Below are 23,899 nucleotides of genomic sequence, written 5' to 3' on the forward strand. Positions count from 1 at the left end.
GGCAAAATCCACCCGGGGTTTACGCCGGCAGTCTTGCCGCCTCCGGCGCGGCCTTGCCGCGGATCATGTCGGAGGCCTTGTCGGCGATCATCATGGTCGAGGCGTTGAGATTGGCCGAGATCATCCGCGGCATGATCGAGGCGTCGACCACCCGCAGGCCCTGCAGCCCGTGCACGCGCAGCTGGTCATCGACCACAGCCCATTTGGTATCCGCCGGCCCCATCCGGCAGGTGCAGCCGGGGTGGAACGTGGTGGTGCCGCGCTCGGTGGCCGCGGCGAGAAACTCGTCGTCGCTCTGAACCTTGGGCCCGGGGAAATCCTCATAGGCGTAATATTGCGCGAGTGGCGCGGAGGCGAGCAGCCGGCGCGCCAGCTTCATGCCGGCGACGACGACGCGGCGATCGAGCTCCTCGACGAGATAATTGGTCTGAATGATCGGCGGCGCAAACGGATCGGCTGAGCGGATCCGGACATAGCCGCGGCTTTCCGGGCGCTGCTGCCATGATGCGATGGTCATGCCGGGCTCGTCTTCGAGCTGGCCCTGCACGCCCTCCTTGTAGCTCGCGGGCGTGAACGTCAGCTGCAAGTCGGAGCTTTCGGTGGTCTCGCCGGAATGCCAGAAGCAATAGACCATGGTCGGCGACAGCGACAGCAGCCCGCGCCGCGTCGTCGCCCATTTCAGCGCCTCGACCCAAAGACTGAGCCCGCGCCGAAGCTCGTTAATGGTCTTGATGTTCTTGACGCGCGCGACCGAACGCGGCGCGTAATGATCCTGCAGGCCCTCGCCGACGCCGGGCAATGCATGACGGACCTCGATGCCGTGCGACTGCAACAGCTCCGGCGAGCCGACGCCGGACAATTGCAAGACTTGAGGTGAATTGTAGGTACCGCCGGAGAGGATGACTTCCTTGCTGGCGCGCACTTCGGTGGGCGTGCCGCCCTTGCCGCCCTTCAGGTAGCGAACGCCGACCGCGCGCTTGCCCTCGAAGATGATGTTGGTGACATGTGCATGCGTCCGCACGTCGACATTCCCGCGTTTTACCGCCGGATGCAGGAACGCGGTCGCGGCACTGACGCGCAGGCCGTTCTGAATGGTGCGCTGGGCGTAGGAAACGCCTTCCTGAATCGCGCCGTTGTAGTCGGGGTTGCGCGGAATGCCCAGACTCATGGCGCCCGCCATGAACGCCTCGCACAGCGGATCCCGCCAGTCCATAGTCGTGACGGTCAGGTTGCCGTCGCGCCCGCGATAGGTTTCATCGCCCTCGCCGACGCGCCGCTCCAGCCGCCTGAAATAGGGCAGAATGTCCGGGTAGCCCCAGCTGCGATTGCCGAGCTGCGCCCAGGTATCGAAGTCCTGGCGCTGGCCGCGGTTGTAGATGTGGCCGTTGATCGACGACGAGCCGCCGAGCGTCTTGCCGCGCGGCGCGTAGATGCTGCGGCCGCCGGTCCACGGGCCGGGCTCCTGCTGATACGCCCAGTTGATGCTCTTCATGTGGAACGTCTTGATGAAGCCGGCCGGCAGATGGATGTAGGGATGCCAGTCCTTGCCCCCTGCTTCGAGCACACACACGCGGGTGCCCGCGTCTTCGCTGAGCCGGTTGGCGAGCACGCTGCCTGCGGAGCCCGCGCCAATGATCACATAATCGAACGTTTCCATCACACTTTTTTCTGCCGCGGACTGAAAAACTACCGCAGTCTATCGTTGAGTTGATAATTGAGATGCGCCTTCACCGTCGGCCACTCGCTGGCGATAATGCTGAAGACGACGGTATCGCGCAACGTGCCATTCGGCGCGATCACATGGTTGCGCAAGATGCCATCCTGCTTGGCGCCCAGGCGTTCGATGCCGCGGCGGCTCTGCTGGTTGAAGAAGTGCGTGCGGAATTCCACCGCAATGCAATCGAGCGTCTCGAAGGCATGCGTCAGCAACAGCAATTTGCACTGCGTATTGACGGCGCTGCGCTGCACACGCTTGGCGTACCAGGTGGAGCCGATCTCGACGCGCCGGTTGGCGGCATCGACATTCATGTAGGTCGTCATGCCAGCGATCTTGCCGTCAGCATCGAACACCGTGAACGGCAGCATCGAGCCTGACGCCTGCAAGCCGAGCCGGCGGTCGATCTCCTTGGTCATGTCATCAGGCGCCGGCACGAAGGTGTACCAGAGATTCCACAGCTCCCCGTCCCGCACCGCTTCGGACAGGCCGTCGCGTTGATCGTGCGACAGCGGTTCGAGCCGCGCGTGAGCGCCGCGAAGGGTAACCGGTTCAAGCCAGGGCATCGTATTTGTCCTCTCCCCCTCATCCTGAGGAGCGCTTCACTTGAAGCGCGTCTCGAAGGATGAGGCCATCGCAATTCATTCATGGTTCGAGACGCGTCGCAAGTGCGACGCTCCTCACCATGAGAGTATCGCAAGCAGCGCCATTATCTGTTCAAGAAATTCAGCGGCAGGCCGGGGCGCGGCCAGTCCATCGCGACCAGTTCGCCCTTGCCTGACAGCGTAATGTAGGCGGTCTTCAGGTCGGGCCCGCCGAAGGCGATATTGGTGGTCATGCGGTCGCCGGTCGGCACCTGCTCGACCAAGGTGCCGTCGGGCGCGATCACGGAGATGCAGCCCGAGATCAGCGTCGCGACGCAGATATTGCCTGAGGCTTCGACCGCGAGCGAGTCGAACATCTGGTAGCCGCCGAGGCCCGTGATCGGCTTGCCGCGTTCACCGCGATAGATCGGCTCGCGCGGCTTCAACGTGCCGGGCGCGGAAAGTTCGTAGGCCCATAGCCGCGCAGTCGGCGTTTCGGCGATGTAGACGGTGTTTTCGTCTGGCGACAGCCCGATGCCGTTGGCCGGGAGTACGCCGTGCACGACTTCGACGATCTCCTTCATGCCGGGCTTGACGTAGTAGACGCCGCCGACATCCATGTCGCGAGCCCGGCGCTTGCCGAGTTCGGAGAACCACAGCCCGCCGTGCTTGTCGAACACAAGGTCGTTGGGACCCCGCAGCGGGTACTCGCCGCATTTGTCGACCACCGTCTCGACCTTGCCGTTCGAGAGGTCGACGCGCTGGATCGAGCCCCCGAGATAGTCATCGGGCTGCGGACCAGGCATGATCACCTTGCCCGTCGGAATCCAGCTAAAGCCGCCATTGTTGCAGAAGTACATTTTGCCGTCGGGGCCAAGCGCCGCACCATTGGGGCCACCGGGGACCTCCGCGACCACCTCCTTGCGGCCGTCCGGCCAGATCCGTGTCAGCCGCCGGCCACGGATTTCGACCAGCACGACCGATCCGTCCGGCATGACCACAGGGCCTTCCGGAAACTCCAGATCGGTGGCGAGAACGCGGACATTTCCCATGAAATCCTCCCGGCTTTTTATGGCTGCAGGCGGACTCCAAGCTCATTTCCGCACGCGCAACGCTGACGTTGCGTCATGTTATGGCAAAGCAGATCAGGCTTGCCAACCCGACGACCTGCGCAACAGGTATGCCGCGCTCCCCGGCCTCGCCACCAGCGAACGCAGGCGTATGCGCCTTTTTCCGTTCACTCGTACAAATACCCGACCGGCTTGCCTTCGTTACGCAGCGGACGAACGTCCTTCCGCGTAATGATTTGACCAGCCAGGCCGTCAATTTCGTCGCGCTGCGTCGGCGTCCAGCTGCGAAGATTTTCCATACCTTTCAGCAAGCCCAGCCGGAGGATTTGGGTATTTTCGCTTAAGCCCACCAGATCGATCGTGTTCTTGCCCGCCGTGACCGTATCGCCGGTCGCAAGTTCAAAATTCTCCCCCGCGCTATTCGTGAATTGGGCCGTGCCGCGAATGACGCGATAGATGACGACCTCACCTTTCCCGAGAAAGGCGGTTTCCGCTGCTGCGGAGGTGCTCTTCGGCAACAGTGACTGGCCACGCGGGTCGGTCGCGATGATATGTCCGGTTGTAAGGCGGCCGCTCGGAATCTCGATGCCGATATCGCGCACGTAGACCGGCCCGGCGGATTTGATCGACGAGCCTGCCGCCAGCGGCTTGTAGAGCGCTTCCAGCTCCAGCGGATCCTGCAGCCAGAAACAGGCATCGGCAGGACGGTCATGCAGCGGATGGCTCCAGGCTACACGCGGCGTTTCCTCTTCGTTGATGTGCTCATGATCAACCACCGTCGGATTGGGGAAGGTCGTGGGATCGGTGATGAAGGCTTCAAGAAATTTGCCGGAATAGCCCATCGACATCGGATCCGGCACCACCGTCTGCGGCGTTTTCAGGTTTTCTTCGGTGGACAATCCCGACCATGTGTAGAAGAGCTGGCGATGCACGATCGCGCTCTGCAGCATCACCGCACCGGGACCGACGTAGTAAAACCGGCCATCGTAATCGAAGGTGAACACGCCGGACGTGACCAGCACGAGCTGGTAACCGCCGGGTGGCAGGTGGAGATGGAAATCGGTGGGGCCTGTATCGGCGCGGTAAATCGGCAGATTTGTAGAGACTTCGTGGAGGAGGAAGGTTTCGTTGTTCGCGTGAAAGCCTTCGTTCGCGCGATTGTAGAGGGCTTGCGGGCGATAGGTCGGCTCGTGCAAGGCATCCCGATCGCGATCGATAGCCACGAAGTTCGTTTTATTGAGGCGGAGGGCATCGCCGTCCGGGCGAGTAAGGCCAGGCCATTTGAGATCAACCGCGGCATGTATATTCATGACGTCCTCCAATCCCTGAACTTCAGCGCGACCCAGCCCTGTTCAAATGTTCAAATGCGCTGCTCAGCTTTGGCAGAGCGCTTGGAGGCACCGGTCGACGCTGACGGGCTCATGCTGCAATGCGAATTCCGGGCCAGTTCGCGCACGGGGCATGGCGCCGATTCCCAAGGCACGCTTCGGGGCGGGGCGGTTGAAGAAAATACAAGGCGCACAGGACGTTAGACAGCCCGCCGCTTGGCGCTGCCTTGCCCCTCGTCGCCAACCTCGCAACTCCAGGGGGAATTGGCGAGAGTTGCCTTGCGTAAATTGTCAGCAAGCATTGCCAGGAAACGCGCAGCTGGATGCCGCGAGACTGATCTGCCGCCACGCGCTGCTTTGGTTGGTCATGCGGTCGAAATCAACCAGAGAGAGCTCATGCTCGGCGCGTCGGCCTCGCGCTCCGGCGCTCACCTCGAAGGTGATGGATTTCGCTTCCGCCAACCCATTCCACGAGCTGTCCTACTCCCTCACCGGTATCCATATCTCGAGCCCGCCATTGCCGGTCGCGGGATCGAACTTCCCGTCATAGCGCTCGAAGCACGGCGCGTCGGCGGCCTTCATGCCGGACGCCGGCAGCCAGTGATTCCAGATCGTGTTGACGGTACGGCGAATGGTCGAGATGTGCTCGGCGTGGGTAAACACGGCGTATTTCTGTTCGGGAATCCGCACCCGCTGGAATTCGCGCGGCAGGTCGGAGAAGTCGGCCACTTCGACGGCGGCGACATAGTCGAAATTGCCGGCATCGTCGGCGTTGCAGCAGACGCCATAGGCGACCTTGCCGATCCGGCCCGGTACACGGTCGATGGTCTGATTGAAACGCTGCCACAGGCTCGGAATGAAGGCGCCTTCGTTTTCGTGGGTGCAGCGTTCGCCGATGCCGGCGACTAGCAAGGCCTTGCCGGTCTCGAAACGCGGGGGCTTGAGATGATCGAGCGCGGTTGAAATCATGACGATGGGCTCCTGAAGCTTGAGACGATCAAGGCACGTTCCTGATCGAACCATCTCGGGCGTGATGCCGAAATGGTCGCGGAACGCGCGGGTGAAGGCTTCGTGAGAGCTGTAATCCGCATCCAGCGCGAGGCTGAGAATGTCAGGCGCGCCGGCGCCAAGCGCACGCGCCGCGTTGCTGAGGCGACGCGCACGTACATAGCGCATGACCGAATATCCGGTCGCGGCGGCGAACGCCCGCACCAGATGGAAGCGCGAGACGCCGGCGACCGCGGATATCTCGTCGAGGGTCAACGAACTGGCGAGATGACTCTCGATGTACCAGAGCGCCTTCTGGGCTGGGTTCATCGGTGACGGCTTTCATTCGAAGCGGCCGCATCATGAACGCTTGCTGCGCGCTGCATTTGACCGGCGTTGCTCTTGCGGTCGCAATTGCGCAGCTAATGACCGAGGCCGGGCATTATCCCGCAACGGCGGCAATTATTTCGCCGCAGGCGCCGCATCCTTGGCCGCCGGCGCGTCGGCCTTCTTTTTCAATTCCTCCGCCGTCTTCTTCTGCAGATCGTCCACGAACTTCTGCAGTGCGATCACCGTTCCCTTCAGCGCCTCGATCTGCCGGTTGGCGGCATCGAGCTTCTGCTGATTGTCCTGCGTGATCTTGTTGATGGTCTTTTGCAGGAAGTCGACATTGCTCTGCAGGCAGGAGGTGCGCCGCTCCATGGTTTTTTCGACGGTGCAGATTTCGATGCCGGGAACATCCTGCGCGTAAGCCGCGCAGGGCATCAGCAGCGCTGCAACGGCGGCGGCGGTTCTTGCAATCCGGGCGATCATCCAATCCTCACTCAAACTTCATTCGGTCAATCACATCAATTTGCTCGTATCAGGCCGCTGGCTGCAGCGATACCACACTGATACCGCATTCAGGCGGTGAGCTTCCGCTTTATTGGTGTGGATGGACTTTCGCCGGGGAACCCAAACGCAAGGTTTGCACGCCCCGGCAGTGGAGATTGAACCTATGGCAACGCGCGAGAAGCGGCTGGCACAGTTCGATGGCAACGGGGAACCGCCGCCGGACCGGCCGGTGGAGGTGCTTTGCGAGGATCACAGCGGCACGTATCAGTTACCATTCGCCTGCCGCTGGATCGAGGGGCAATGGCGCAATGAGCGGACCGGCGGCGCCCTCGAGGCGACCGTGGTCGGCTGGCGGCTGCCGCGGGTGAGCAGTCAAGTTTGACCGGCATTTTCCGAGGCTAGAGCCTTTTCCGTTCCGATGGAATCGGAACGGAGCTCTAGATTCTTGTTTTGACGCGTTTTCTTCGCGCGAACCGGTGTCCACTTCGCTGGAAAACGCTCTGCGCGGCTTGCAGGCGCAGCCGGACGCGCGGCGCATTGTTCCAGAATGCGACGATATCGCGCGTCATCCGGAGCGGCTTTAAGTTTCGGAACGCGGACGGAACGAATCGCGCCCGAATCACTGCTTGGCGGATGTACTCGCCTGTTCACGGCTAGATATCGGCTGGAACGTGATGCGGCGCACCACATGCAGCACCGCCACGATCGGCCGCAACCAGCGGCCAACGACAAAGGTTAATTCCTCCGGGGATGACATGGCATCACCTCCAGGGGGTCGGCGTAATGCCGAGGTCGCGATAGCGGAAGTCGTTGCGCACGATTGCGGTGTGATTCATCGAAGCCTCCACGGTTCTTCGCGATCGCGACCACGCAAGGCGTCCAGATTTTCAGGCAGCGCCGCATCGTCGCGTTCACAGCTGCAAGCTGCCATGCGAAATCCGCGCCAGTCGCGTTGCGCTGCAGCGATCACGACGGTCACCGCTGAAAGCCCGTCAAACGGGCACAGCGCCGGGTGCGCTGCCTAATATTCGACCTCGAGCTCCTCGATGTCGGCGGGCTCGGCCTTGGCAGCTTCGATCCACTCGACCATCTCGGGCATCGCCATGATGGTTTTTGCGTAGGCAGCTAGCTTCGGGTCGAGCTTGACGTCATAGGTCATGAAGCGGGTGACGACCGGCGCATACATCGCGTCCGCCATGGTGCGCTCGCCGAACAGGAACGGTCCGCCGGACTGGGCCAGGCACTCGCGCCAGATGGTGCAGACCCGGTCGATGTCGGACTGTGCGCGCGACCAGATCTTGAAGTTCGGGAAATGGCCCTTGAGATTGACCGGCAGCGAGGCCCGCAGCGTGGTGAAACCGGAATGGATTTCACCGCAGATCGAGCGGCAATGCGCCCGCTGCACGCGGTCCGCCGGCAGCAGACCGGCGTTGGGCATCACCTCGTTGAGGTATTCGGCGATCGCCAGCGTGTCCCAGACGGTGGCGCCCTCGTGCCGCAGGCACGGCACCAGGATCGACGACGACAGCAGCAGGATTTCCGCCCGCGCCGACGCGTCATCAGGTGCGGTCACGACCTCTTCGAAGGGAAGACCTGAGAATTTCGCGAGCAGCCAGCCGCGCAGCGACCAGGACGAATAGTTCTTGCTGCTGATGGTCAGTGTCGTATTCGCCATAGGGCCTTCCCTCACGCCTGAACGTCTACTGCAAGGCTAAGTGGCCGGCCGCGCCAGCGCGCCGCCGCCGATAGCTTACGCCGGTCACATGCGCCGGTCACGTTCCGCAGCAAGCCACGTGCCAGTTTTTCGGGCGGTTCGCTCCGCTTTGGCTTCGATATTGCATGGCATCATCGGGCAAGGGCGGATGCGTATGATGTCATTGATGTACCAAGCTTATCAGAACCATATGGACCTCACGGCGCCGTGGCGGACCGGGGCCGGAGCGGCGCTGAAATATCTCAACCTCGTGCCGCAAGGCGTGTCCGACAAGGCGTTCGGGCGGCTGGCCGCAGCGCTCGAACTGATCTCGCGCACCTCGCTGACCTACACCCGCCCGGCCTACGGTATCGACAAGGTCATGGTCGGCAATCAGGAATTGGAGGTGACCGAGGAAGTCGCCTTTGCCACGCCATTCGGATCGCTGCTGCGGTTCAAGAAGGAGCACGCGCCGGAGCAACCCAAACTGCTTTTGGTGGCGCCGATGTCCGGCCATTTCGCGACCCTGCTGCGCGGCACCGTGAAGACCCTGCTTCAGGACCACGACGTCTACATTACCGACTGGCATAATCCGCGCGAGATCCCGCTCAATGCCGGCCGCTTCGGCCTCGAGGATTATACCGACCACCTCATCACCTTCCTCGACAAGATGGGCCCGCGCTCGCACATGGTGGCGATCTGCCAGCCCTCGGTCTCGGCGCTGGCGGCGGCCGCCGTGATGTCGGAGCAAAATCACCCGGCGCGGCCTGCGACGCTGACGCTGATGGCGGGGCCGATCGACACCCGCATCCAGCCGACCAAGGTCAATGATTTCGCCAACAGCAAGCCGATCAAATGGTTCGAGGAAAATTTGATCAACTACGTGCCCGTTCAATGCAAGGGCGCGTTCCGCCAGGTCTATCCGGGCTTCGTGCAGCTCACCGCGTTCGTCTCGATGAACCTCGAGCGTCACATCAAGCAGCACATCGATCTTGCCCAGCATCTGGCCAAGGGCGAGAAGGAGAAGGCGAAAGTCATCAAGACCTTCTACGACGAATATTTCGCCGTGATGGACCTGCCGGCGGAATTTTACATCGAGACCGTGCGCGACGTTTTTCAGGAGCATCTGCTGCCGCTGGGCAAGCTGATGCATCGTGGCAAGCCGGTGAACCCGGCCGCGATCAAGCGCATGGGCCTGATGACGGTCGAAGGTGAAAAGGACGACATCTGCTCGATCGGCCAGACCCTGGCCGCCCAGGACCTCTGCACCGGCGTGCGCGCCTATCGCCGCGTCCATCACATGCAGGCCGGCGTCGGCCATTACGGCGTGTTCTCCGGCAAACGCTGGAACAACGAGATTTATCCGCTGCTGCGGGATTTTGTTCATGTGAATTCGTGAGGGGATGCGCTTTCGCTTGGCGCGATTGCGCAAACTTTCTCGTCGTCCCTGCGAACGCAGGAACCCATGACCACCAGCGATAATTGCTTTTGTACGCAGTCGTTATCTTCCTTTTTCAACAACGAGAGCCGTGGCGTATGGGTCCCCCGATGCGCAATTGCGCATCTGAGCCTTCGCCGGGACGACAAGATACAGTTTCGCCTTCTCGCGACGCATTGCGCCCGAGCTTTGCTGGAAACTTCCCGCCCCCAAAATGAGAGGGCGCAGGGAAGACCGGGTGCGCGCTGCACCCGCGGTCCCGTGTGCGATTTGCACTAAAAAAGCTGCACACGAGCATACAGGGCAGCGGAGAACACCCGGCCTTCCCTGCGCAGTGGCTTTACGGCTTATGCCGTGATCTCCCCGGAGACGAGTTCTTGGTTGACTCCGTCGCTGCCGGTTCAGCTCACGCCTATCCGACAGCTTGACGCCAGCAACGGGCGCCAGGACCACACGGTTTTGCCGTACGCTTTTGTCGCGTTACGTCTTCGCGACATCAGCGTCCACCGCAACCCGTCCAACGTCCGTGACGACGGCCGACGCCCTTCTGAGTGGGACGGGATGCGATATACGTGCACCTGATTTGCCGTTCTGTAAAAGCGAAATATTTTTTATTTCGGGGCTTGACACGATTTCCGTAAATCAGAACTGATTTGCCCGACGGGTTGTTTTGCCGCACCCGCCGCGCTCACAATGCTCTTGCGCACGAGGCGACGCAGTTCGCAGGGCATCGGTGGGCGGCAACATTCAAGTGCGACAGCCATCGTCCCAGTTCACGTCTCGCTTTCCGCCGCACCCTGTGCTTCGCGGCGCCACACGGCCGGGCTGACGCCGACCAGCGCCGAAAATACCCGCGTAAAGTGGCTTTGATTGGCAAAGCCGGCCGATATTGCGATCTCCGCAAGCAACAGGCCACGGACGGTCATCAACTGCTTGGCGGCGTTGATGCGCTGGCGAAGGAGCCACTGATGTGGCGGCAGGCCGACGGACGTCCGAAACGCTCGAGAAAAATGGCTAACCGAGAGATCCAACTCAGCCGCGATTTCCTGCAGCGTAAGTTTTCCGCTGAGGTCCGATGCAAGCCTTTCGCAGGCCCGCTTCACTTGCCACGGCGCAAGGCCGCTGCTCACCGGTTCGGCATTGTGCAGTCCGCCATAGGTCTGAGCGACATGCGCCGTGAGCGCCAGCATCATGTGATCGACGAAAAGCTGGTTCGCTTCGGATGGCCGGCGCAATCCCTGCAGGAGCGCTGCGCCGATGTGATGCACAGCGTTGTCGTCAAAGCCGGTACCGAACTGACAGTCGAGCTGGCCGACACGCCGCGCGCCGAACCGCTCCGCGACGCCGTTGAGCGCCAAGGCCGGAACATAGAAATGAACGGAGTGGAACGGCTTTTCGATCACAAAGCGCGGATCGCACTTCATGTCGTACAGATATGTCGTGCCTGCCCGGATATTGGGCTTGCCCACGCACTTGCCGTGCTCCCAGTATTCGCAGTCGGGATAATCGCGAAGTTTCAGGCTAACGAGATAGGCATCCTCGGGTGCGATGGCGCCGCAAAGGCCGGGCACGGGATTGTCATCCCGCGTTTCGGTGGCTGTGACCTCGACACCGCGCATGGACCGCGTGATCAGCGACGACGGTGTATCCTGAAGGTGCAACAGGTCCTTGAACGCCTGACCGTGAAAACCGCTCTGTGTCATATGCGTCTACCAACGCGGACCGGCGGATCAGCATCATTGCTGCGCCGTCCCGCATTATCGTAGATCAGCGAGGGGCCGTCCAGCGCGGCCGATGACAGGACCGTTTACCCTGCGATTTCAAGGTACCGTGGATTCCACGGTTCGCTTCGAGCGAATTTCGGAACCTGGACTCCATGACGGGAAGCTTATCCACCTCAGGACCGGCCGTGATTAGAGCGAGAGACTGTTGGTGATCCGCCCGTCCGGGTTGTTTTGTCGCACCGATGTATCCGGATCGTTACAATCCAAGCCGCGGGCCGCTCTTTCTCCTGCGCAGGCTGTCGTATAAAAGTGAATCGCCCCCGGAACGGGCCGAATTCGCGGCGTCGATAGTGGTGGCGATTGGTTGATCCAAAATTCATGAATCTGACATCTGATCGACGCACGCGCGGACAGACATTTGAACCGGGGCAAGGAATGGCAATTCGATTGGCGACGGCGCGATCCTCCGTGGCGATGCGGCGTCGGGGTGTTCCTGCCCGGGGTGTTCCTGCCATTGTGACATTCGCGGCAGTGGCCGCACTGACAGCCTTGACGGGACTGGCCGCCGACGCCGCGCCGAAACAGGCGCGCCCGAAGCCCGCCACCGAGGCGACGGCGCCGCGCGATGCCGGCGAGCCGCTGATGGCGATCGTGTCGATCAAGAGCCAGCAGGTCACTTTCTACGACGCCGACGGCTGGATCCTGCGCGCACCGGTGTCGACAGGCACCAAGGGACGCGAGACGCCCGCCGGCGTCTTCGCCATCCTCGAGAAGAACAGGGAACACCGCTCGAACATGTATGACGATGCCGAGATGCCGAACATGCAGCGCATCACCTGGAACGGCATCGCGCTTCATGGCGGGCCGCTGCCCGGCTATGCGGCCTCGCACGGCTGCGTGCGGATGCCGTTCGGCTTTGCCGACAAGATGTTCGACAAGACGCGGATCGGGATGCGGGTGATCATCTCACCCAACGACGCCGAGCCGATGGAATTCTCCCATCCGGTGCTGTTCTCGCCGAACCGCGAAGCCATCGCGGCCGCGCCGGCCAAGGCCGAAGCGCTGCCCCGCGAGGCGGCCGAGGCTGCCAAGGCGGCCGACGAGGCGAAGAAAGCCATCGCGACGACGACGCGCGAGACCGCGTCGCTGACGGCGTCGCTGCGCAAGCTGCAGGGACTGAAGGCCCGCACCGATGGCGAGCTTGCCTCCGCCGAGAAGGCGGTCGCCGGTGCCAAGACAGACGAGGCCAAAGCGAAGGCCGAGGACCTCAAGCAAAAGGCCGCCGCCAGGGCCGCGGACCTCGGGACCCAGCTCGAGACCGCCAAGGCCGACGCGAAATCGAAGCTCGACGCCGCCGCCGCCGCCAAGGAAGCGGCCAAGGCGGCCCAGACCAGGAAGGCCGACACCGCCAAGGCGGCGAGCGAGGCCAAGCTCGCGCTCGAGCCGGTCTCGATCTACATCAGCCGCGCGACGCAAAAGCTGTACGTGCGCCGCCCGACGCATAAGCCGGCACCTGATGGCGGCGGCATTGTGTTCGATGCGACGATCGAGGTTCCGGTCACGATCCGCAATTCCGACAGGCCGATCGGCACGCATGTGTTCACCGCGGTGGCGCAAACCGGTTCGGGCCTGCGCTGGACCGCGGTCACGATCGATGACGCCGACAACGCCAAGGCCGCGCTCGACCGCATCACCATCCCGCAGGAGGTGCTCGATCGCATCGCGCCGACCGCCGTACCGCGATCCTCGATCATCATCTCGGACGAGCCGCTGAGCGTCGAGACCAACTATCGCACCGAGTTCGTGGCGGTGCTGAGCACCCAGCCGCAAGGCGGCTTCATCACGCGCAAGCCGACGCCCCCGGTCGATGTCTACGCTTCGAGCGACCCGGTCCAGGGCGACGGCTTCAACCCGTTTTTCCAGCGCAGTTGGGAACCCCAGCCGCCCCAACCCGCCAATACGCGCCGGCGCGGCGGCGGCCAACAGTACTGGCAACCGGGCACGAACTGGTGGTAGGGCAAGGCACGCTGGGCGCGCTCAGGGTCATTCGCGCGATTTGATCTGCCTCTCGATGTCCGACTAGCGGCGCGGCTCAATCCGCCCGCGAGGGCCTCGGTCTCAGCAAGTAGCCTTAAGCGACGCACCAAACGGGATCACGTTACCGCGAAACCCCGGATGTCGCGGAGCCTGTCATCGGGCGCGCATTTGGCTCATCCGGGATCCGCTCGCTGAATTCAGTCGGCGTCCGTAATTCTTCCCTTGCCGGCACAGGCTTCGCACTTCGCCGGATAGATCTTGCGAGTTGCCAGCACGGGCTGCTTCACCGCAGGGAATCCCGTTCCATTGCAGGCAGCGCAAGTGTGCTCTTTGATCTTTTGCGTCATGGCGTTCATTCGAACCCCTTCCACGCCGCCATGTTTGGCAGCCCTCGTACAGTATGTATGGCAATGAGACGCGGCCAGCGATTTTCGCCCGTGTGATTGCGGAGACCCCAAACGCGCGCATGGGAGCGCACAGGTGTGAGCGCCTCAGCAAGTAGCCCGAACAAGCGAAGTGCCATACGGGCTCACGTCACAGCGAAAACCCTGAAATCGTGGAGCCTGTCATCGGGCGCGCATTCGCGCGGCCCGTTGGCTCAGCCGCGCTAGACTCGCTCAACAAGATGCGCACGCGAGGCTGCAGGGTCAAAACGATCGGCGAAATATTGCGTTTCGTGGGCCACCAGTCCTTCGCGGAACTCCATGATGCTCACGGTGTAAGACGGTATGCCGTCATAGGTAAGCACGAATTCAGTGATCCAGAGATCGCCGCTGCCGATCATTCGCCGCACCGCAAAATGTTTCTTGTTTGGCTGGACGGTTCGGCTCTCCTGAATGTTGCGCCGGCCGCGGATCCGCTCGCCCGATTGCGGATAATCAAGCACCGCATCCTCGCGGTAGATTTCATGTTCGGCCTCGAAATCGCTCGCGTCCGAAGCATCCCAATGGCGCTGCAGTCTCGCCCGCACGGTTCGATCATCCATCGCAATCTCCTACCAGCGCTTCCGGCTATTATTTTCCGAAACCATCGCATTCATTTAGCTGTAAACTCCAGAACGCCTCGCTCGAATGCTTGAAGCAAGGACCGTAGGTGGGTAGAGCCACCCTACGAACAATCAATATGGTCAGATCATTCGAAAGGCTCGCCGCGTCCCCTCCGGTTCCCTCTGCGTTTCCCGCTGGCCTGTATCGCCGCCTGCACCCTGGCCTTGTCGCCCCTGCCCGCACCGGCCGCGCCGGTGGCCAGCATCCACGAGCTGGCGCAGCAGGAAAAGGCCCCGCTGCTCGACACGCTGCGCGACCTCGTCAACATCGAGTCCGGCAGCAAGGATGCCGAAGGCCTGGCGCAGCTGGCGGCGTTGATCGCCGAACGCCTGACCAAACTCGGCGGCAAGGTTGCGATCATCGAGCCTACCGACATCTACCGGATGGAAGACACGCCGCCGAAGCCGGGTTCCATGGTGCATGCGGAGTTCAAGGGCACGGGAACCAGGAAGATCATGCTGATCGCCCACATGGACACCGTCTATCTGAAAGGCATGCTGAAGGACCAACCCTTCCGCATCGACGGCGACCGCGCCTATGGCCTCGCCGTCGGCGACGACAAGCAGGGCATCGCGCTGATCCTGCACGCGGTGGCGATGCTGCAAAAACTGAAGTTTACGGATTACGGCATGCTGACCGTGCTGATCAACGGCGACGAGGAGATCAGCTCACCGGGCTCGCGCAGCACCATCACCCGCATGGCGGGCGAGCACGACGCGGTGTTCTCCTATGAGGGCGGCGGAATGGACGGCAATTTGCGCCTGGCCACCAGCGGCATCGGTGCGGCGTACCTGACGGTGGACGGCAAGGCCTCGCACGCCGGCGCGGCGCCGGAAAAGGGCGTCAACGCGCTGTACGAGCTGTCGCACCAGATGCTGCAATTGAGCGACCTGTCGCGGCGCGAACAGGGCCTGTCCCTGAACTGGACGGTCTCGCAGTCCGGCACCAACCGCAACGTGATCCCGGCGCAGGCCACCGCGCAAGGCGACGCAAGGGCGCTGAAGGTGTCTGACTTCGCCGAGCTCGAGGCCACGCTGCAGCAACGCATCAAGACCCAGCGGATCCCCGACGCCAAGGTCCAGCTGCGGTTCGAGATGCGCCGCCCGCCGCTCGAAGCAACCCCCGCCTCGCGCCGCCTGGCCGCCCACGGCACCGCGATCTACGAAGAACTGGGGTTGCCGTTGAAGGTGCTGGAGGTTGCCACCGGCGGCGGCACCGACGCCGCGTTCGCGGCGCTGAAGACCAAGGCCCCCGTCATCGAGGGTTTTGGTCTCAGCAGCTTTGGCGCCCACTCCAACGACGCCGAATACGTCAAGCTCGAGACCATCGTGCCGCGGCTTTATCTGTCGGCGCGCATGATCATGGATGTGTCGCAGGACAAGGTGAAATAATGCGGTGCAGCGGTGGCTGCGCCGCTGGAACCTGCCTCGTTGTCACGAGTTCCAAAATTAAAAGGCCGCTGAGTGATGTCAGCGGCCTTCGTTAAAATTTTTAAGTATGAAATCCTGCCTGGCAGTTTGATAGCGCAGAACCGTTCTGTTGTGGATTCCGGGCTAATACGGTGTCCTGAGCTGCGAAGGCAGTCGCGCCGCCAACAGCGCAAGTGCTAGCCGCGCTTGCCGCCGATCGAGACGAAGGCCATCAGACAGGGCTCCGATAGCGGGTTGCGCCAGCGATGCCTTGTGCCGTTCTGCACGATGCAATCGCCCTGGCGCAGATGGACCTTCTGGCCGTCGTCCAGTTCCAGCGTCATCTCGCCGCGAACCACGACGCCGTAGTCGATGGTATCGGACGTATGCATGCCCGGCGCGCTGCGGTCGAAAACGTCACCCATGCCGGGGAGCTTGTCGGACAATTCCTTCAGCCCGCTTTCGAACGTGACGCCGGCCGGCGGCTTGTAGCCTTCGGGCCGCCTCGGCGGATACGAGATCAGGCGGAACATCGTGCCGCCCGGGCCGGGAAAGCCTATTGTGCCCTTGAGCATCGGGTCCGGCTCGAGGCCGGTGAGCTGCGGCACGCCCTCGGTCATGTAGAGTTCGTAGAATGTCAGCCCCGGATTGCTATCGATCTCCACGACCTTGGACGTGACGTCAACGGACTTGAACACCGACTTGCCGGCCTCATTGCGGCCGGTCAGCGCCCGCTTGGGCGGCGGCAGGTCGCTCGAATCCTTGGCTCTAGCGGGTTGCGAGAGCGCGGCCAGAGCGCCGCTGCCGGCGATGGCGGAAAGCGCCTGGAGCAACTGGCGCCGGTCCCCGCCTGCAAATTCTTCGGACGGGGGCGTCCTCTCGCTTACGGATTTGTCCTTGTTTCGTGTCCACCAGCGCCACGAGAGCCTGCTCATCTGTGTCCTCCGCCCGTTTGGTTTTCGTTGTCGTCGGTGCCAGTTGTGCCGAAGCAGGCAGGCCCGTGGAACTAGACCTTAGGCGTAACGTGCAACCAGTGAGGGTGTGCTGTTTGGGCCCTCCGGCGTCATTGCGAGCGCAGCGAAGCAATCCATGGCTCGGCAAGACGAAGCATGGATTGCTTCGCTTCGCTCGCAATGACGGGGCGGCCATTTGAGGTAGCCGCTTCGCTCTTTGCGCGCTAACATCCCTGGCAAGGACGTCCGCTCAAGAAGCGCCCCGGGAGGAATAACCATGCGGCTGAATTCAACTATTTTCCGCAGCATCGCACTCGGCTTCGTTGCCGCCTTCGCGTTTTCAGGCGCAGCCTCTGCCGCCGAGGTGCGCGTCATGATCTCCGGCGGATTGGCGGCCGCCTACAAGGCGCTGGTCCCTGAATTCGAGCGTGCCACCGGCCACAAGGTGCTGACCGCCTACGGTCCGTCGATGGGCACGACGGCGAATGCGATCCCGGTGCGGCTGGAGCGCGGCGAGGCCGCAGACGTCCTGATCATGGTCGGCTATGCGATCGACGATCTCGCCAGGCAGGGCAAGGTGATTGCGGAAAGCAAGATCGACCTGGTCAAATCGCCGATCGGGGTTGCGGTGAAGTCAGGCGCGCCGAAGCCGGACATCAGCAATGCGGACGCGGTCAAGCGCGCGCTGCTGGCCGCGAAGACCATCGCCTATTCCGACAGCGCCAGCGGCGTCTATGTCTCGACCGAGATGTTCGACAAGCTCGGCATCAAGGACGCCATGAAGGACAAGGCGCGAAAAATTCCGGCGACCCCGGTCGGCGAAATCGTCGCGCACGGCGACGCCGAGATCGGCTTCCAGCAGATCAGCGAGCTGCGGCCGGTCGAAGGCATCGACATCGTCGGTCCCCTGCCCGACGAATTGCAGAAGATCACGGTGTTCTCCGCCGCGATTGCCAGCGTCTCGAAGGAGCCCGACGCCGGCAAGGCGCTGATCAAATTCCTCGCTTCGCCCGCGGCCCGGCCGGAGATCGTCAAGAGCGGGATGGATCCGATCGTGGGGGCGGGGAATTAGCCCACTTGTTACTCCCTCGCCCCGCTCTTGCGGGGAGAGGGTTGGGGTGAGGGGCTCTATCCGCTAGCGCAAATGCCAATTGATAGACCGGTACCCCCTCACCCGGATTGCTTCGCAATCCGACCTCTCCCCGCAAGCGGGGCGAGGTAAGCTGAACGCTGGCACCTATTCTCTGAAGTCACGCTATTCACCGATGCATCCCGTGCTGCATCGCCAGCAGCACGATGATCGCCAGCGCCAGCACGATGGTCGTGCTCTTCCAGAACAGCAGCGGGTTGCGCTCGATCAGCGGCGTCGATGAGGTACCGAGATAATTGGCGTTGGGATGACGCAAATCGTGCAGGAATTCCGACAGGCTGTCGTATCGCTTGTAAGGGTTCGGATGCACCGCGCGCTCCAGCGTGCCGTCGACCCACACCGGCACTTCGCGGTCGCGGTGCGAGGCCGGATTGTAGATCAGCCTGTTGAACTGCGAGCGGGTTCGGGCTTTCGCCGCTGCCGCGCCATAGGGCAGCTTTCCCGTCAGCATGTGATAGGTGATGACCCCGAGCGAGAACAGGTCGGAGCGTGACGAGACCGGCTCGCCCAGAAAATATTCCGGCGCGGTGTATTGCGCGGTGCCGAGAATATCGTTGCGGTTGCCGGATGGAGCGGCCTCGATGACGCCGGTGATCTTGGTCGAGCCGAAATCGATGATCTTCACCGTTCCGGTCCTGTCGATCATGATATTGTCCGGCCGCAGGTCCTGATGCAGCATCTCCGTGCGGTGAAAGGCGCGCAGGCCCTTGGCGATCTGCTCGACGATGCCGCGCACCGTCTCCAGCGTCGGCCGGGGATTGTCGATCATCCATTGCGTCAGCGTCTGGCCGTCGATGTACTCGGTCGCGACATAGAGGAAGCTGCGCTTGCGTGACGGCAGGCACGGCTTCAGCACGTGCGGGCTGTCGATCCGCCGCGCCACCCATTCTTCCATCATGAACCGCTTCAGATATTCCGGGTCGTCGCGCAGGTCGATCGACGGAATCTTCAGGGTGACGACATCCTCGCTCTCGATGTCGACGGCGAGGTAAATGTGGCTGCGGCTGGAGCCGTGCAATTCCCTGACGATCCGGTAGCCATCGAAAACCTGCCGCGCTTCCAATAGCGGCGGCAGCGGCAGTTCTCTCGGCTGCCCGAACACTTCGCTGGCGGCGCTTTCGGGCAGCTCATCGACGCGCACGATCTGGATGGTGAGATTGTCCTTGCTGCCGAGTTCGAAGGCCAATTCGGCGACGGCTTTAGCCGCCTGGTCGAGATCGGCGGCGTTATCCCGGACCGTTCTGGCGATATGGCGATCGCCGACATGTTCGTAGATGCCGTCGGTCACCAGCACGAAGGTGTCGCCCTTCTCGACCCGGGACATCAAATAGTCGATTTCGATCTGCGGATTCACCCCGAGCGCGCGGCCGAGATAGGACTGTTCCGACGAAATGATGACGCGATGGTCGTTGGTGAGCTGCTCCAGCGAGTTGCCGGACACGCGATAGATCCTGGAATCGCCGACGTGAAACAGATGCGCCGTGGTCGACTTGAGGACGATCGCGCTCAGCGTACAGACGTAGCCGCGGTCCCGCTCGTAGGAATACTGGCTTCTCCGCGTTTGCGAATGCAGCCAGGAATTGGTCGCCTCCAGCACGCGCTGGGCAGAGGTTCGCACCGACCAGGATTCCGAGGTGCAGTAATAGTCGGTCAAAAAACCCTTGACGGCGGACTCGGCTGCGATGCGGCTGACATTGCTGCTCGAGATGCCGTCCGCCAGCACGATGGCGATGCCCTTGAGGCTCAATAGCGGCTCGGCCGGAATCAGGACGCCGTGAAAATCCTGATTGGTCTCCTTGCGACCTTTGTCAGAATATTGCCCGACCGATATTTTCAGTTCACGCGGCATCTGTCCCGTCAAAGGATAATGGTCTCAACCCTTGGAAGAGTTGAGACCCCGAAGACCAATACGGTCAACCCACCGCGCGCTTCGGCGCGGTCTTCACGTGTGTCGTGTAGAGCGTCAGGCCGGTGAAGGCGAGGCCGCCGACGAGATTTCCGACCACGGTCGGGATCTCGTTCCAGACCAGGTAGTCCACGATCGTGAACTTTCCGCCGAGCAGCAGGCCGGCGGGAAACAGGAACATGTTCACGATCGAATGCTCGAAGGTCATCGCAAAGAACAGCATGATCGGCATCCACATCGCGATCACCTTGCCGCTGACCGTCGTCGAGATCATCGCGCCGACGACGCCGGCCGATACCATCCAGTTGCAGAGCATGCCGCGAACAAACAGCGTCAGCATGCCGTTGATGCCGTGCGCCGCGTAGCCCACGGTGCGGCCCTCGCCGATATGGCCGAGCGCGACGCCGACCTTGTCGGGCGGCGTGGAGAATCCGAAGGTGCAGACGATCGCCGCCATCACCGCGACGGTGAAAGCACCGCCGAAATTGCCGATGAACACCAGACCCCAGTTGCGCAGCACGCCGCCGAGCGTCACGCCCGGACGCTTGTCGATCAGCGCCAGTGGACACAGCACGAACACGCCGGTCAAAAGGTCGAAGCCGAACAGATAGAGCATGCAGAAGCCGACCGGAAACAGGATCGCCCCGATGATCGGCTGGCCGGTTTGGACGCCCATCGTGACGGCGAACCACGCCGCCAGCGTCAGGATGGCGCCGGCCATATAGGCGCGAATCACGGTGTCGCGCGTCGACATGAAGATCTTGGATTCTCCGGCATCGACCATCTTGGTCACGAATTCCGAAGGCACGAGATAGGCCATTGCAGTTCCCCCTGTTTCGCAAAAATCTAACTGGCGCCGGCAGCCATATGGCCCGCGCCGATGTGAGGTGTGGCGAGCCGTCCTCGCGCGCGCATGCCGCAACCAACACCATCAGCAGAAGCAAAACGCTTCTGCTTGGCGCCGCGGGTCACACGCTCACGCTTGATCTGAGACAGAGATGTTTGTGGAGTGGTCCCGATGACTGCTCCAGGCGCCTCATGGAGGTGGCCTGATCCCTGCGCCTTGGCCAACACTGGCTTTGGCAATCCGTAGGACGGCAGTCGTCATTGACTGAGATTTAATTAAGCAATCGATGTGCCAACAGGGCGCAGGCGCGGAAGTGGCAAAAACCCCGTGATTTTACAGGATTAATCGCCACGGATCGCATCCGGGGGCATTGGCCTCATGCCTTGTAATTGTGCAGTTGCACAGATGTAGCGCAGGTCGCCGAAGCAGGCGAAGCTAGTTCGATTTGGCGCGTCCGTCATCCTGAGGTGCGAGCGCAGCGAGCCTCGAAGGATGGCCACGGGCCCTGCTCATCCTTCGAGGCGCGCAAGAGCGCGCACCTCAGGATGACGGGAAGACTCATCGCACTCGGCTCACTTCGTCTGAGTTCTGATCGGCGAGTCCTTCAGGCCGTTATTGTCATAGGCCTTGCGCAGCGTGCCGTTCGAGATCGACTCGGTCAGGAACTTGACCGCAAACGCGTGCGACAAAGGATGATTGAGCGGCACCGCGACCGCGGTCACGGTCTGCTTGAAGGTTTCGTCGAGCACGCGCGTACCCGGAATCTTTTTGGCCATGGCATTGAGCGTCTCGCGCGACAACGCGAAGGCATCGATTTCTCCCTTCGCAAGCAGGCCGGCGATTTCGTCAAAGGTCTGATAGCCGGTGACCTTGGCATTCTTCAGATGCGCCATCGCGCCGCGCATGGTCGTGGTGTTGTTGACGGCGGCGATCTTGACGCCGGGTTGATCGAGGGTCGCAAAGTCAGTCACCGTCGAGCCTGGCTTGACGATGTAGGTGGCGTCCGCGACCTCATAGATCGGCCCGAACGACATCTTGCCCTCACGTTCCGGATCCTTCGGCAGGAAGGTGACGTCCCAGGTGCCCTTCGACGCGGCGTCAACGATCTGGCCGGAATTCTGGTGCACGACATATTCGACGGGAACGCCGAGTTGCGCCGCCATCGCCTTGCCGAGATCGACCGGGACACCGGCGTAGCCGGATTCGGTTTTGGTCGACCAGAACGCGCCGCCCGCCGGGCTGATCGCAATCGCCACCCGCAGCTTGCCGGTCGGCGCGATTTCATCTTTCAGGGCATCTGCATGTGCCGGCATGGCTATCATCATGGCTCCAAGGACGAGGCCGGCAAGTCGCGGCAATTGATGGGACATAGCTTTCCTCCACGCCGGGTCTTCGCCCGGTCAGTTCCGGAAGTTTGCTTTTAGCTCAGGGACGATCGGGCGTACAGCGATCCGCCACGCACGCCGCATATGACGCAAAGCCCTATCCAGACCATCTGCAGGCCACTATCGTCTGCAGCAAAAGCAGATCGGGAGCGAAACGTCTTGACGGGTAAATCCGGTTTCGATGCGGAATTCGATGTCGTCGTGGTAGGCGGCGGCTCGGCCGGCTGCGTGCTGTCGGCGCGACTGACGGAAAATCCAAAAGTGTCGCTTTGCGTCATCGAGGCCGGCGGACGCGATCGCAATCCCTGGATTCACATTCCGATGGGTTTCGGCAAACTGGTCCCGAACCCGAAGATGAACTGGGGCTACGAAACCGAACCCGAACCGGGTCTGGGCGGCCGAACCGTGATCTGGCCGCGCGGCAAGGTTTTGGGCGGCTCCGGCTCCATCAACGGCCTCGTCTTCCTGCGCGGCGCGCCCAGCGACTATGACGAATGGCAGCGCCTCGGCGCGCGTGGCTGGAGCTACAATGACGTGCTGCCCTATTTCAAACGGATGGAGCACAGCGTTGACGGCGCCAACGAATGGCGCGGCACCGGCGGCCCGATGACGGTGTCGAACATCAAACGCCCTTCGACCGCGGCGAAGGCCTTCGTCGAGGCCTGCGAGCGCCTGCAATACCAGCGCAACCCTGATTTCAACGGCGAGCGTATTGACGGCGTCGGCTTTGCGCCGCTCAACGTCCACAATGGCTGGCGCCGCTCGACGGCGGTCGGATATCTAAAGCCGAACCTTGCCCGCAAAAATCTCGAACTGATGACGAAGACCCGCGTCCGCCGCATCCTGTTCGAAGGACGCCGCGCCATCGGCGTGGAGGTCGAACGCGACGGCCAGATCCAGCGCATCGGCGCGCGGCGCGAGCTCATCGTCTCAAGCGGCGCGATCAATTCTCCGGTGCTGTTGCTCGCCTCCGGCATCGGCCCGGCCGCGGAACTGGCAAAGCTCGGCGTTGAGGTGAAATGCGACCTGCCCGGCGTCGGCAAGAATCTGCAGGACCATTATCAGTCGAACTTCACCTTCAAGACCACCGCGACGGATACCTTGAACGAAGCCGTGATGAGCCCGGCCAAGTCGGTCAAACTCGCGCTCGAATGGCTGCTCAGGGGATCCGGACAGCTCTCGGTCGGCGCGACCGAAGCGACGCTGTTTGCGAAATCAGACCCCTCCGAGCCGGTGCCTGACATCCAGTATCAGTGCCTCAATTTCTCGACTGACGGGTTCAAGAACGGCCTGCATCGCTGGCCGGGCTTTACCTTCATCTTCAGCGTCTGCCGGCCGAAGAGCCGCGGTGAAATCGCGTTGCGCGACGCGGAGGGCCGCACGCCGCCGCGCATCCGCGCCAACTATATGACCGACCCTGATGATATGCGCATCATGCTGGCCGGCTTGCGCATTGCCCGGCAAATCGTCGCGACCGAGCCGTTCCGGTCGCTGGTGGTCGAACAGATCAGGCCTGGTCCTGATGTCACCAACGACGAACAGGCCGCCGATTATATCAGGAACGTCGGCTCGACCGTCTATCATCCCTGCGGCACCTGTCGGATGGGCGAGGATGACGGCGCCGTCGTCGATAGCAGCTTGCGCGTTCGCGGCATCGATAGCCTGCGGGTCGTCGACGCGTCCGTCATGCCGGCGATGCCCTCGCCGAACATTCACCCGGCGACGATCATGGTCGCCGAGAAGAGCTCCGATATCATCGGCAAGGCACTGGCCAACTGACGCTGGCGAGCTGAC

At 62.3% G+C, this 23,899-nt stretch carries 21 protein-coding genes; 6 read left to right on the forward strand and 15 right to left on the reverse strand.

All coding sequences use genetic code 11. The annotated features are described in order from the left end of the window. Positions 1-19: 19 nt before the first annotated feature. The 6 genes from JQ575_RS14610 to JQ575_RS14635 all read right to left on the reverse strand — a co-directional run bounded on the left by JQ575_RS14610 (position 20) and on the right by JQ575_RS14635 (position 6,496). Positions 20-1,657 (reverse strand): GMC family oxidoreductase, encoded by a 1,638-nt coding sequence (locus tag JQ575_RS14610; RefSeq protein WP_212033905.1) that lies wholly within the window; start codon positions 1,655-1,657, stop codon positions 20-22. 29 nt (positions 1,658-1,686) lie between these two features. Then, the gene (locus JQ575_RS14615) at positions 1,687-2,280 is read right to left on the reverse strand and encodes a GNAT family N-acetyltransferase (RefSeq protein ID WP_212033907.1); all 594 of its coding nucleotides are present in this window, start codon (positions 2,278-2,280) and stop codon (positions 1,687-1,689) included. A 143-nt stretch (positions 2,281-2,423) separates the two neighbouring features. Further along, positions 2,424-3,350, reverse strand: coding sequence for an SMP-30/gluconolactonase/LRE family protein (locus JQ575_RS14620; protein ID WP_212033908.1), 927 nt, complete (start codon positions 3,348-3,350; stop codon positions 2,424-2,426). Between the two features lie 185 nt (positions 3,351-3,535). Then, a complete protein-coding gene (locus tag JQ575_RS14625; protein WP_212033910.1) occupies positions 3,536-4,678 on the reverse strand; it encodes a hypothetical protein in 1,143 nt (380 codons plus the stop codon). 498 nt (positions 4,679-5,176) lie between these two features. Next, the gene (locus JQ575_RS14630; protein WP_212033912.1) at positions 5,177-6,013 is read right to left on the reverse strand and encodes an AraC family transcriptional regulator; all 837 of its coding nucleotides are present in this window, start codon (positions 6,011-6,013) and stop codon (positions 5,177-5,179) included. Between the two features lie 132 nt (positions 6,014-6,145). Next, entirely contained in the window at positions 6,146-6,496 is a 351-nt protein-coding gene (locus JQ575_RS14635) for a hypothetical protein (RefSeq protein WP_409364788.1), read from the reverse strand. 184 nt (positions 6,497-6,680) lie between these two features. On the opposite strand from JQ575_RS14635, the gene JQ575_RS14640 reads away from it, so the two are divergent. Beyond that, complete coding sequence (locus JQ575_RS14640; RefSeq protein ID WP_212033914.1) at positions 6,681-6,899, forward strand: hypothetical protein; 219 nt, start codon at positions 6,681-6,683, stop codon at positions 6,897-6,899. A 237-nt stretch (positions 6,900-7,136) separates the two neighbouring features. Here JQ575_RS14640 and JQ575_RS14645 read toward each other — a convergent pair whose 3' ends face one another. Together JQ575_RS14645 and JQ575_RS14650 are read right to left on the reverse strand one after the other, a co-directional pair. Beyond that, complete coding sequence (locus JQ575_RS14645) at positions 7,137-7,274, reverse strand: hypothetical protein (RefSeq protein WP_212033915.1); 138 nt, start codon at positions 7,272-7,274, stop codon at positions 7,137-7,139. A gap of 264 nt (positions 7,275-7,538) precedes the next feature. Next, on the reverse strand, positions 7,539-8,192 hold the full coding sequence (locus JQ575_RS14650; RefSeq protein ID WP_212033917.1) for a glutathione S-transferase family protein: 654 nt from the start codon (positions 8,190-8,192) through the stop codon (positions 7,539-7,541). A gap of 193 nt (positions 8,193-8,385) precedes the next feature. Here JQ575_RS14650 and JQ575_RS14655 point away from each other — a divergent pair, with 193 nt between their 5' ends. After that, positions 8,386-9,609 (forward strand): polyhydroxyalkanoate depolymerase, encoded by a 1,224-nt coding sequence (locus JQ575_RS14655; protein ID WP_212034004.1) that lies wholly within the window; start codon positions 8,386-8,388, stop codon positions 9,607-9,609. A gap of 812 nt (positions 9,610-10,421) precedes the next feature. Here the strand turns inward: JQ575_RS14655 and JQ575_RS14660 are convergent. Continuing rightward, on the reverse strand, positions 10,422-11,351 hold the full coding sequence (locus JQ575_RS14660; RefSeq protein ID WP_212033919.1) for a helix-turn-helix transcriptional regulator: 930 nt from the start codon (positions 11,349-11,351) through the stop codon (positions 10,422-10,424). Positions 11,352-11,807: 456 nt separating this feature from the next. On the opposite strand from JQ575_RS14660, the gene JQ575_RS14665 reads away from it, so the two are divergent. Continuing rightward, on the forward strand, positions 11,808-13,388 hold the full coding sequence (locus JQ575_RS14665; protein WP_212033920.1) for a L,D-transpeptidase: 1,581 nt from the start codon (positions 11,808-11,810) through the stop codon (positions 13,386-13,388). Between the two features lie 218 nt (positions 13,389-13,606). Here JQ575_RS14665 and JQ575_RS14670 read toward each other — a convergent pair whose 3' ends face one another. Both JQ575_RS14670 and JQ575_RS14675 read right to left on the reverse strand, forming a co-directional pair. Next, positions 13,607-13,765, reverse strand: a complete 159-nt coding sequence (locus JQ575_RS14670) for a hypothetical protein (protein WP_212033922.1) — start codon at positions 13,763-13,765, stop codon at positions 13,607-13,609. A gap of 251 nt (positions 13,766-14,016) precedes the next feature. Beyond that, entirely contained in the window at positions 14,017-14,394 is a 378-nt protein-coding gene (locus JQ575_RS14675; protein WP_212033924.1) for a nuclear transport factor 2 family protein, read from the reverse strand. Between the two features lie 195 nt (positions 14,395-14,589). Here JQ575_RS14675 and JQ575_RS14680 point away from each other — a divergent pair, with 195 nt between their 5' ends. Then, entirely contained in the window at positions 14,590-15,846 is a 1,257-nt protein-coding gene (locus tag JQ575_RS14680; protein ID WP_283842615.1) for a M20/M25/M40 family metallo-hydrolase, read from the forward strand. Positions 15,847-16,061: 215 nt separating this feature from the next. On the opposite strand, the gene JQ575_RS14685 is transcribed toward JQ575_RS14680, so the two are convergent. Next, complete coding sequence (locus JQ575_RS14685) at positions 16,062-16,799, reverse strand: cupin domain-containing protein (RefSeq protein WP_212033926.1); 738 nt, start codon at positions 16,797-16,799, stop codon at positions 16,062-16,064. Between the two features lie 295 nt (positions 16,800-17,094). Between JQ575_RS14685 and JQ575_RS14690 the strand changes: the two genes are divergently transcribed. After that, entirely contained in the window at positions 17,095-17,889 is a 795-nt protein-coding gene (locus JQ575_RS14690; protein ID WP_212033927.1) for an extracellular solute-binding protein, read from the forward strand. Positions 17,890-18,076: 187 nt separating this feature from the next. Here JQ575_RS14690 and JQ575_RS14695 read toward each other — a convergent pair whose 3' ends face one another. The 3 genes from JQ575_RS14695 to JQ575_RS14705 form a co-directional block, all read right to left on the reverse strand. Further along, positions 18,077-19,816, reverse strand: coding sequence for a bifunctional protein-serine/threonine kinase/phosphatase (locus JQ575_RS14695; protein ID WP_212033929.1), 1,740 nt, complete (start codon positions 19,814-19,816; stop codon positions 18,077-18,079). Positions 19,817-19,880: 64 nt separating this feature from the next. After that, a complete protein-coding gene (locus tag JQ575_RS14700) occupies positions 19,881-20,693 on the reverse strand; it encodes a formate/nitrite transporter family protein (protein ID WP_212033931.1) in 813 nt (270 codons plus the stop codon). Positions 20,694-21,292: 599 nt separating this feature from the next. Then, positions 21,293-22,042 (reverse strand): transporter substrate-binding domain-containing protein, encoded by a 750-nt coding sequence (locus JQ575_RS14705; protein WP_249166659.1) that lies wholly within the window; start codon positions 22,040-22,042, stop codon positions 21,293-21,295. Between the two features lie 222 nt (positions 22,043-22,264). Between JQ575_RS14705 and JQ575_RS14710 the strand changes: the two genes are divergently transcribed. Beyond that, positions 22,265-23,884 carry a GMC family oxidoreductase gene (locus JQ575_RS14710; RefSeq protein ID WP_212033935.1) on the forward strand — a complete coding sequence of 540 codons (1,620 nt, stop codon included), beginning with the start codon at positions 22,265-22,267 and terminating at the stop codon, positions 23,882-23,884. Positions 23,885-23,899: the final 15 nt, after the last annotated feature.

It is taken from the genome of Bradyrhizobium sp. JYMT SZCCT0428 (assembly GCF_018131075.1).
Taxonomy (GTDB): Bacteria; Pseudomonadota; Alphaproteobacteria; order Rhizobiales; family Xanthobacteraceae; genus Bradyrhizobium.

Excerpts from the sequence above, each read along its gene's own strand:
- JQ575_RS14610 (WP_212033905.1), bottom strand. The coding sequence starts at position 1,657 with ATGGAAACGTTCGATTATGTGATCATTGGCGCGGGCTCCGCAGGCAGC.
- JQ575_RS14615 (WP_212033907.1), bottom strand. The coding sequence starts at position 2,280 with ATGCCCTGGCTTGAACCGGTTACCCTTCGCGGCGCTCACGCGCGGCTC.
- JQ575_RS14620 (WP_212033908.1), bottom strand. The coding sequence starts at position 3,350 with ATGGGAAATGTCCGCGTTCTCGCCACCGATCTGGAGTTTCCGGAAGGC.
- JQ575_RS14625 (WP_212033910.1), bottom strand. The coding sequence starts at position 4,678 with ATGAATATACATGCCGCGGTTGATCTCAAATGGCCTGGCCTTACTCGC.
- JQ575_RS14630 (WP_212033912.1), bottom strand. The coding sequence starts at position 6,013 with ATGAACCCAGCCCAGAAGGCGCTCTGGTACATCGAGAGTCATCTCGCC.
- JQ575_RS14635 (WP_409364788.1), bottom strand. The coding sequence starts at position 6,496 with ATGATCGCCCGGATTGCAAGAACCGCCGCCGCCGTTGCAGCGCTGCTG.
- JQ575_RS14640 (WP_212033914.1), top strand. The coding sequence starts at position 6,681 with ATGGCAACGCGCGAGAAGCGGCTGGCACAGTTCGATGGCAACGGGGAA.
- JQ575_RS14645 (WP_212033915.1), bottom strand. The coding sequence starts at position 7,274 with ATGTCATCCCCGGAGGAATTAACCTTTGTCGTTGGCCGCTGGTTGCGG.
- JQ575_RS14650 (WP_212033917.1), bottom strand. The coding sequence starts at position 8,192 with ATGGCGAATACGACACTGACCATCAGCAGCAAGAACTATTCGTCCTGG.
- JQ575_RS14655 (WP_212034004.1), top strand. The coding sequence starts at position 8,386 with ATGATGTCATTGATGTACCAAGCTTATCAGAACCATATGGACCTCACG.
- JQ575_RS14660 (WP_212033919.1), bottom strand. The coding sequence starts at position 11,351 with ATGACACAGAGCGGTTTTCACGGTCAGGCGTTCAAGGACCTGTTGCAC.
- JQ575_RS14665 (WP_212033920.1), top strand. The coding sequence starts at position 11,808 with ATGGCAATTCGATTGGCGACGGCGCGATCCTCCGTGGCGATGCGGCGT.
- JQ575_RS14670 (WP_212033922.1), bottom strand. The coding sequence starts at position 13,765 with ATGAACGCCATGACGCAAAAGATCAAAGAGCACACTTGCGCTGCCTGC.
- JQ575_RS14675 (WP_212033924.1), bottom strand. The coding sequence starts at position 14,394 with ATGGATGATCGAACCGTGCGGGCGAGACTGCAGCGCCATTGGGATGCT.
- JQ575_RS14685 (WP_212033926.1), bottom strand. The coding sequence starts at position 16,799 with ATGAGCAGGCTCTCGTGGCGCTGGTGGACACGAAACAAGGACAAATCC.
- JQ575_RS14690 (WP_212033927.1), top strand. The coding sequence starts at position 17,095 with ATGCGGCTGAATTCAACTATTTTCCGCAGCATCGCACTCGGCTTCGTT.
- JQ575_RS14695 (WP_212033929.1), bottom strand. The coding sequence starts at position 19,816 with ATGCCGCGTGAACTGAAAATATCGGTCGGGCAATATTCTGACAAAGGT.
- JQ575_RS14700 (WP_212033931.1), bottom strand. The coding sequence starts at position 20,693 with ATGGCCTATCTCGTGCCTTCGGAATTCGTGACCAAGATGGTCGATGCC.
- JQ575_RS14705 (WP_249166659.1), bottom strand. The coding sequence starts at position 22,042 with ATGATAGCCATGCCGGCACATGCAGATGCCCTGAAAGATGAAATCGCG.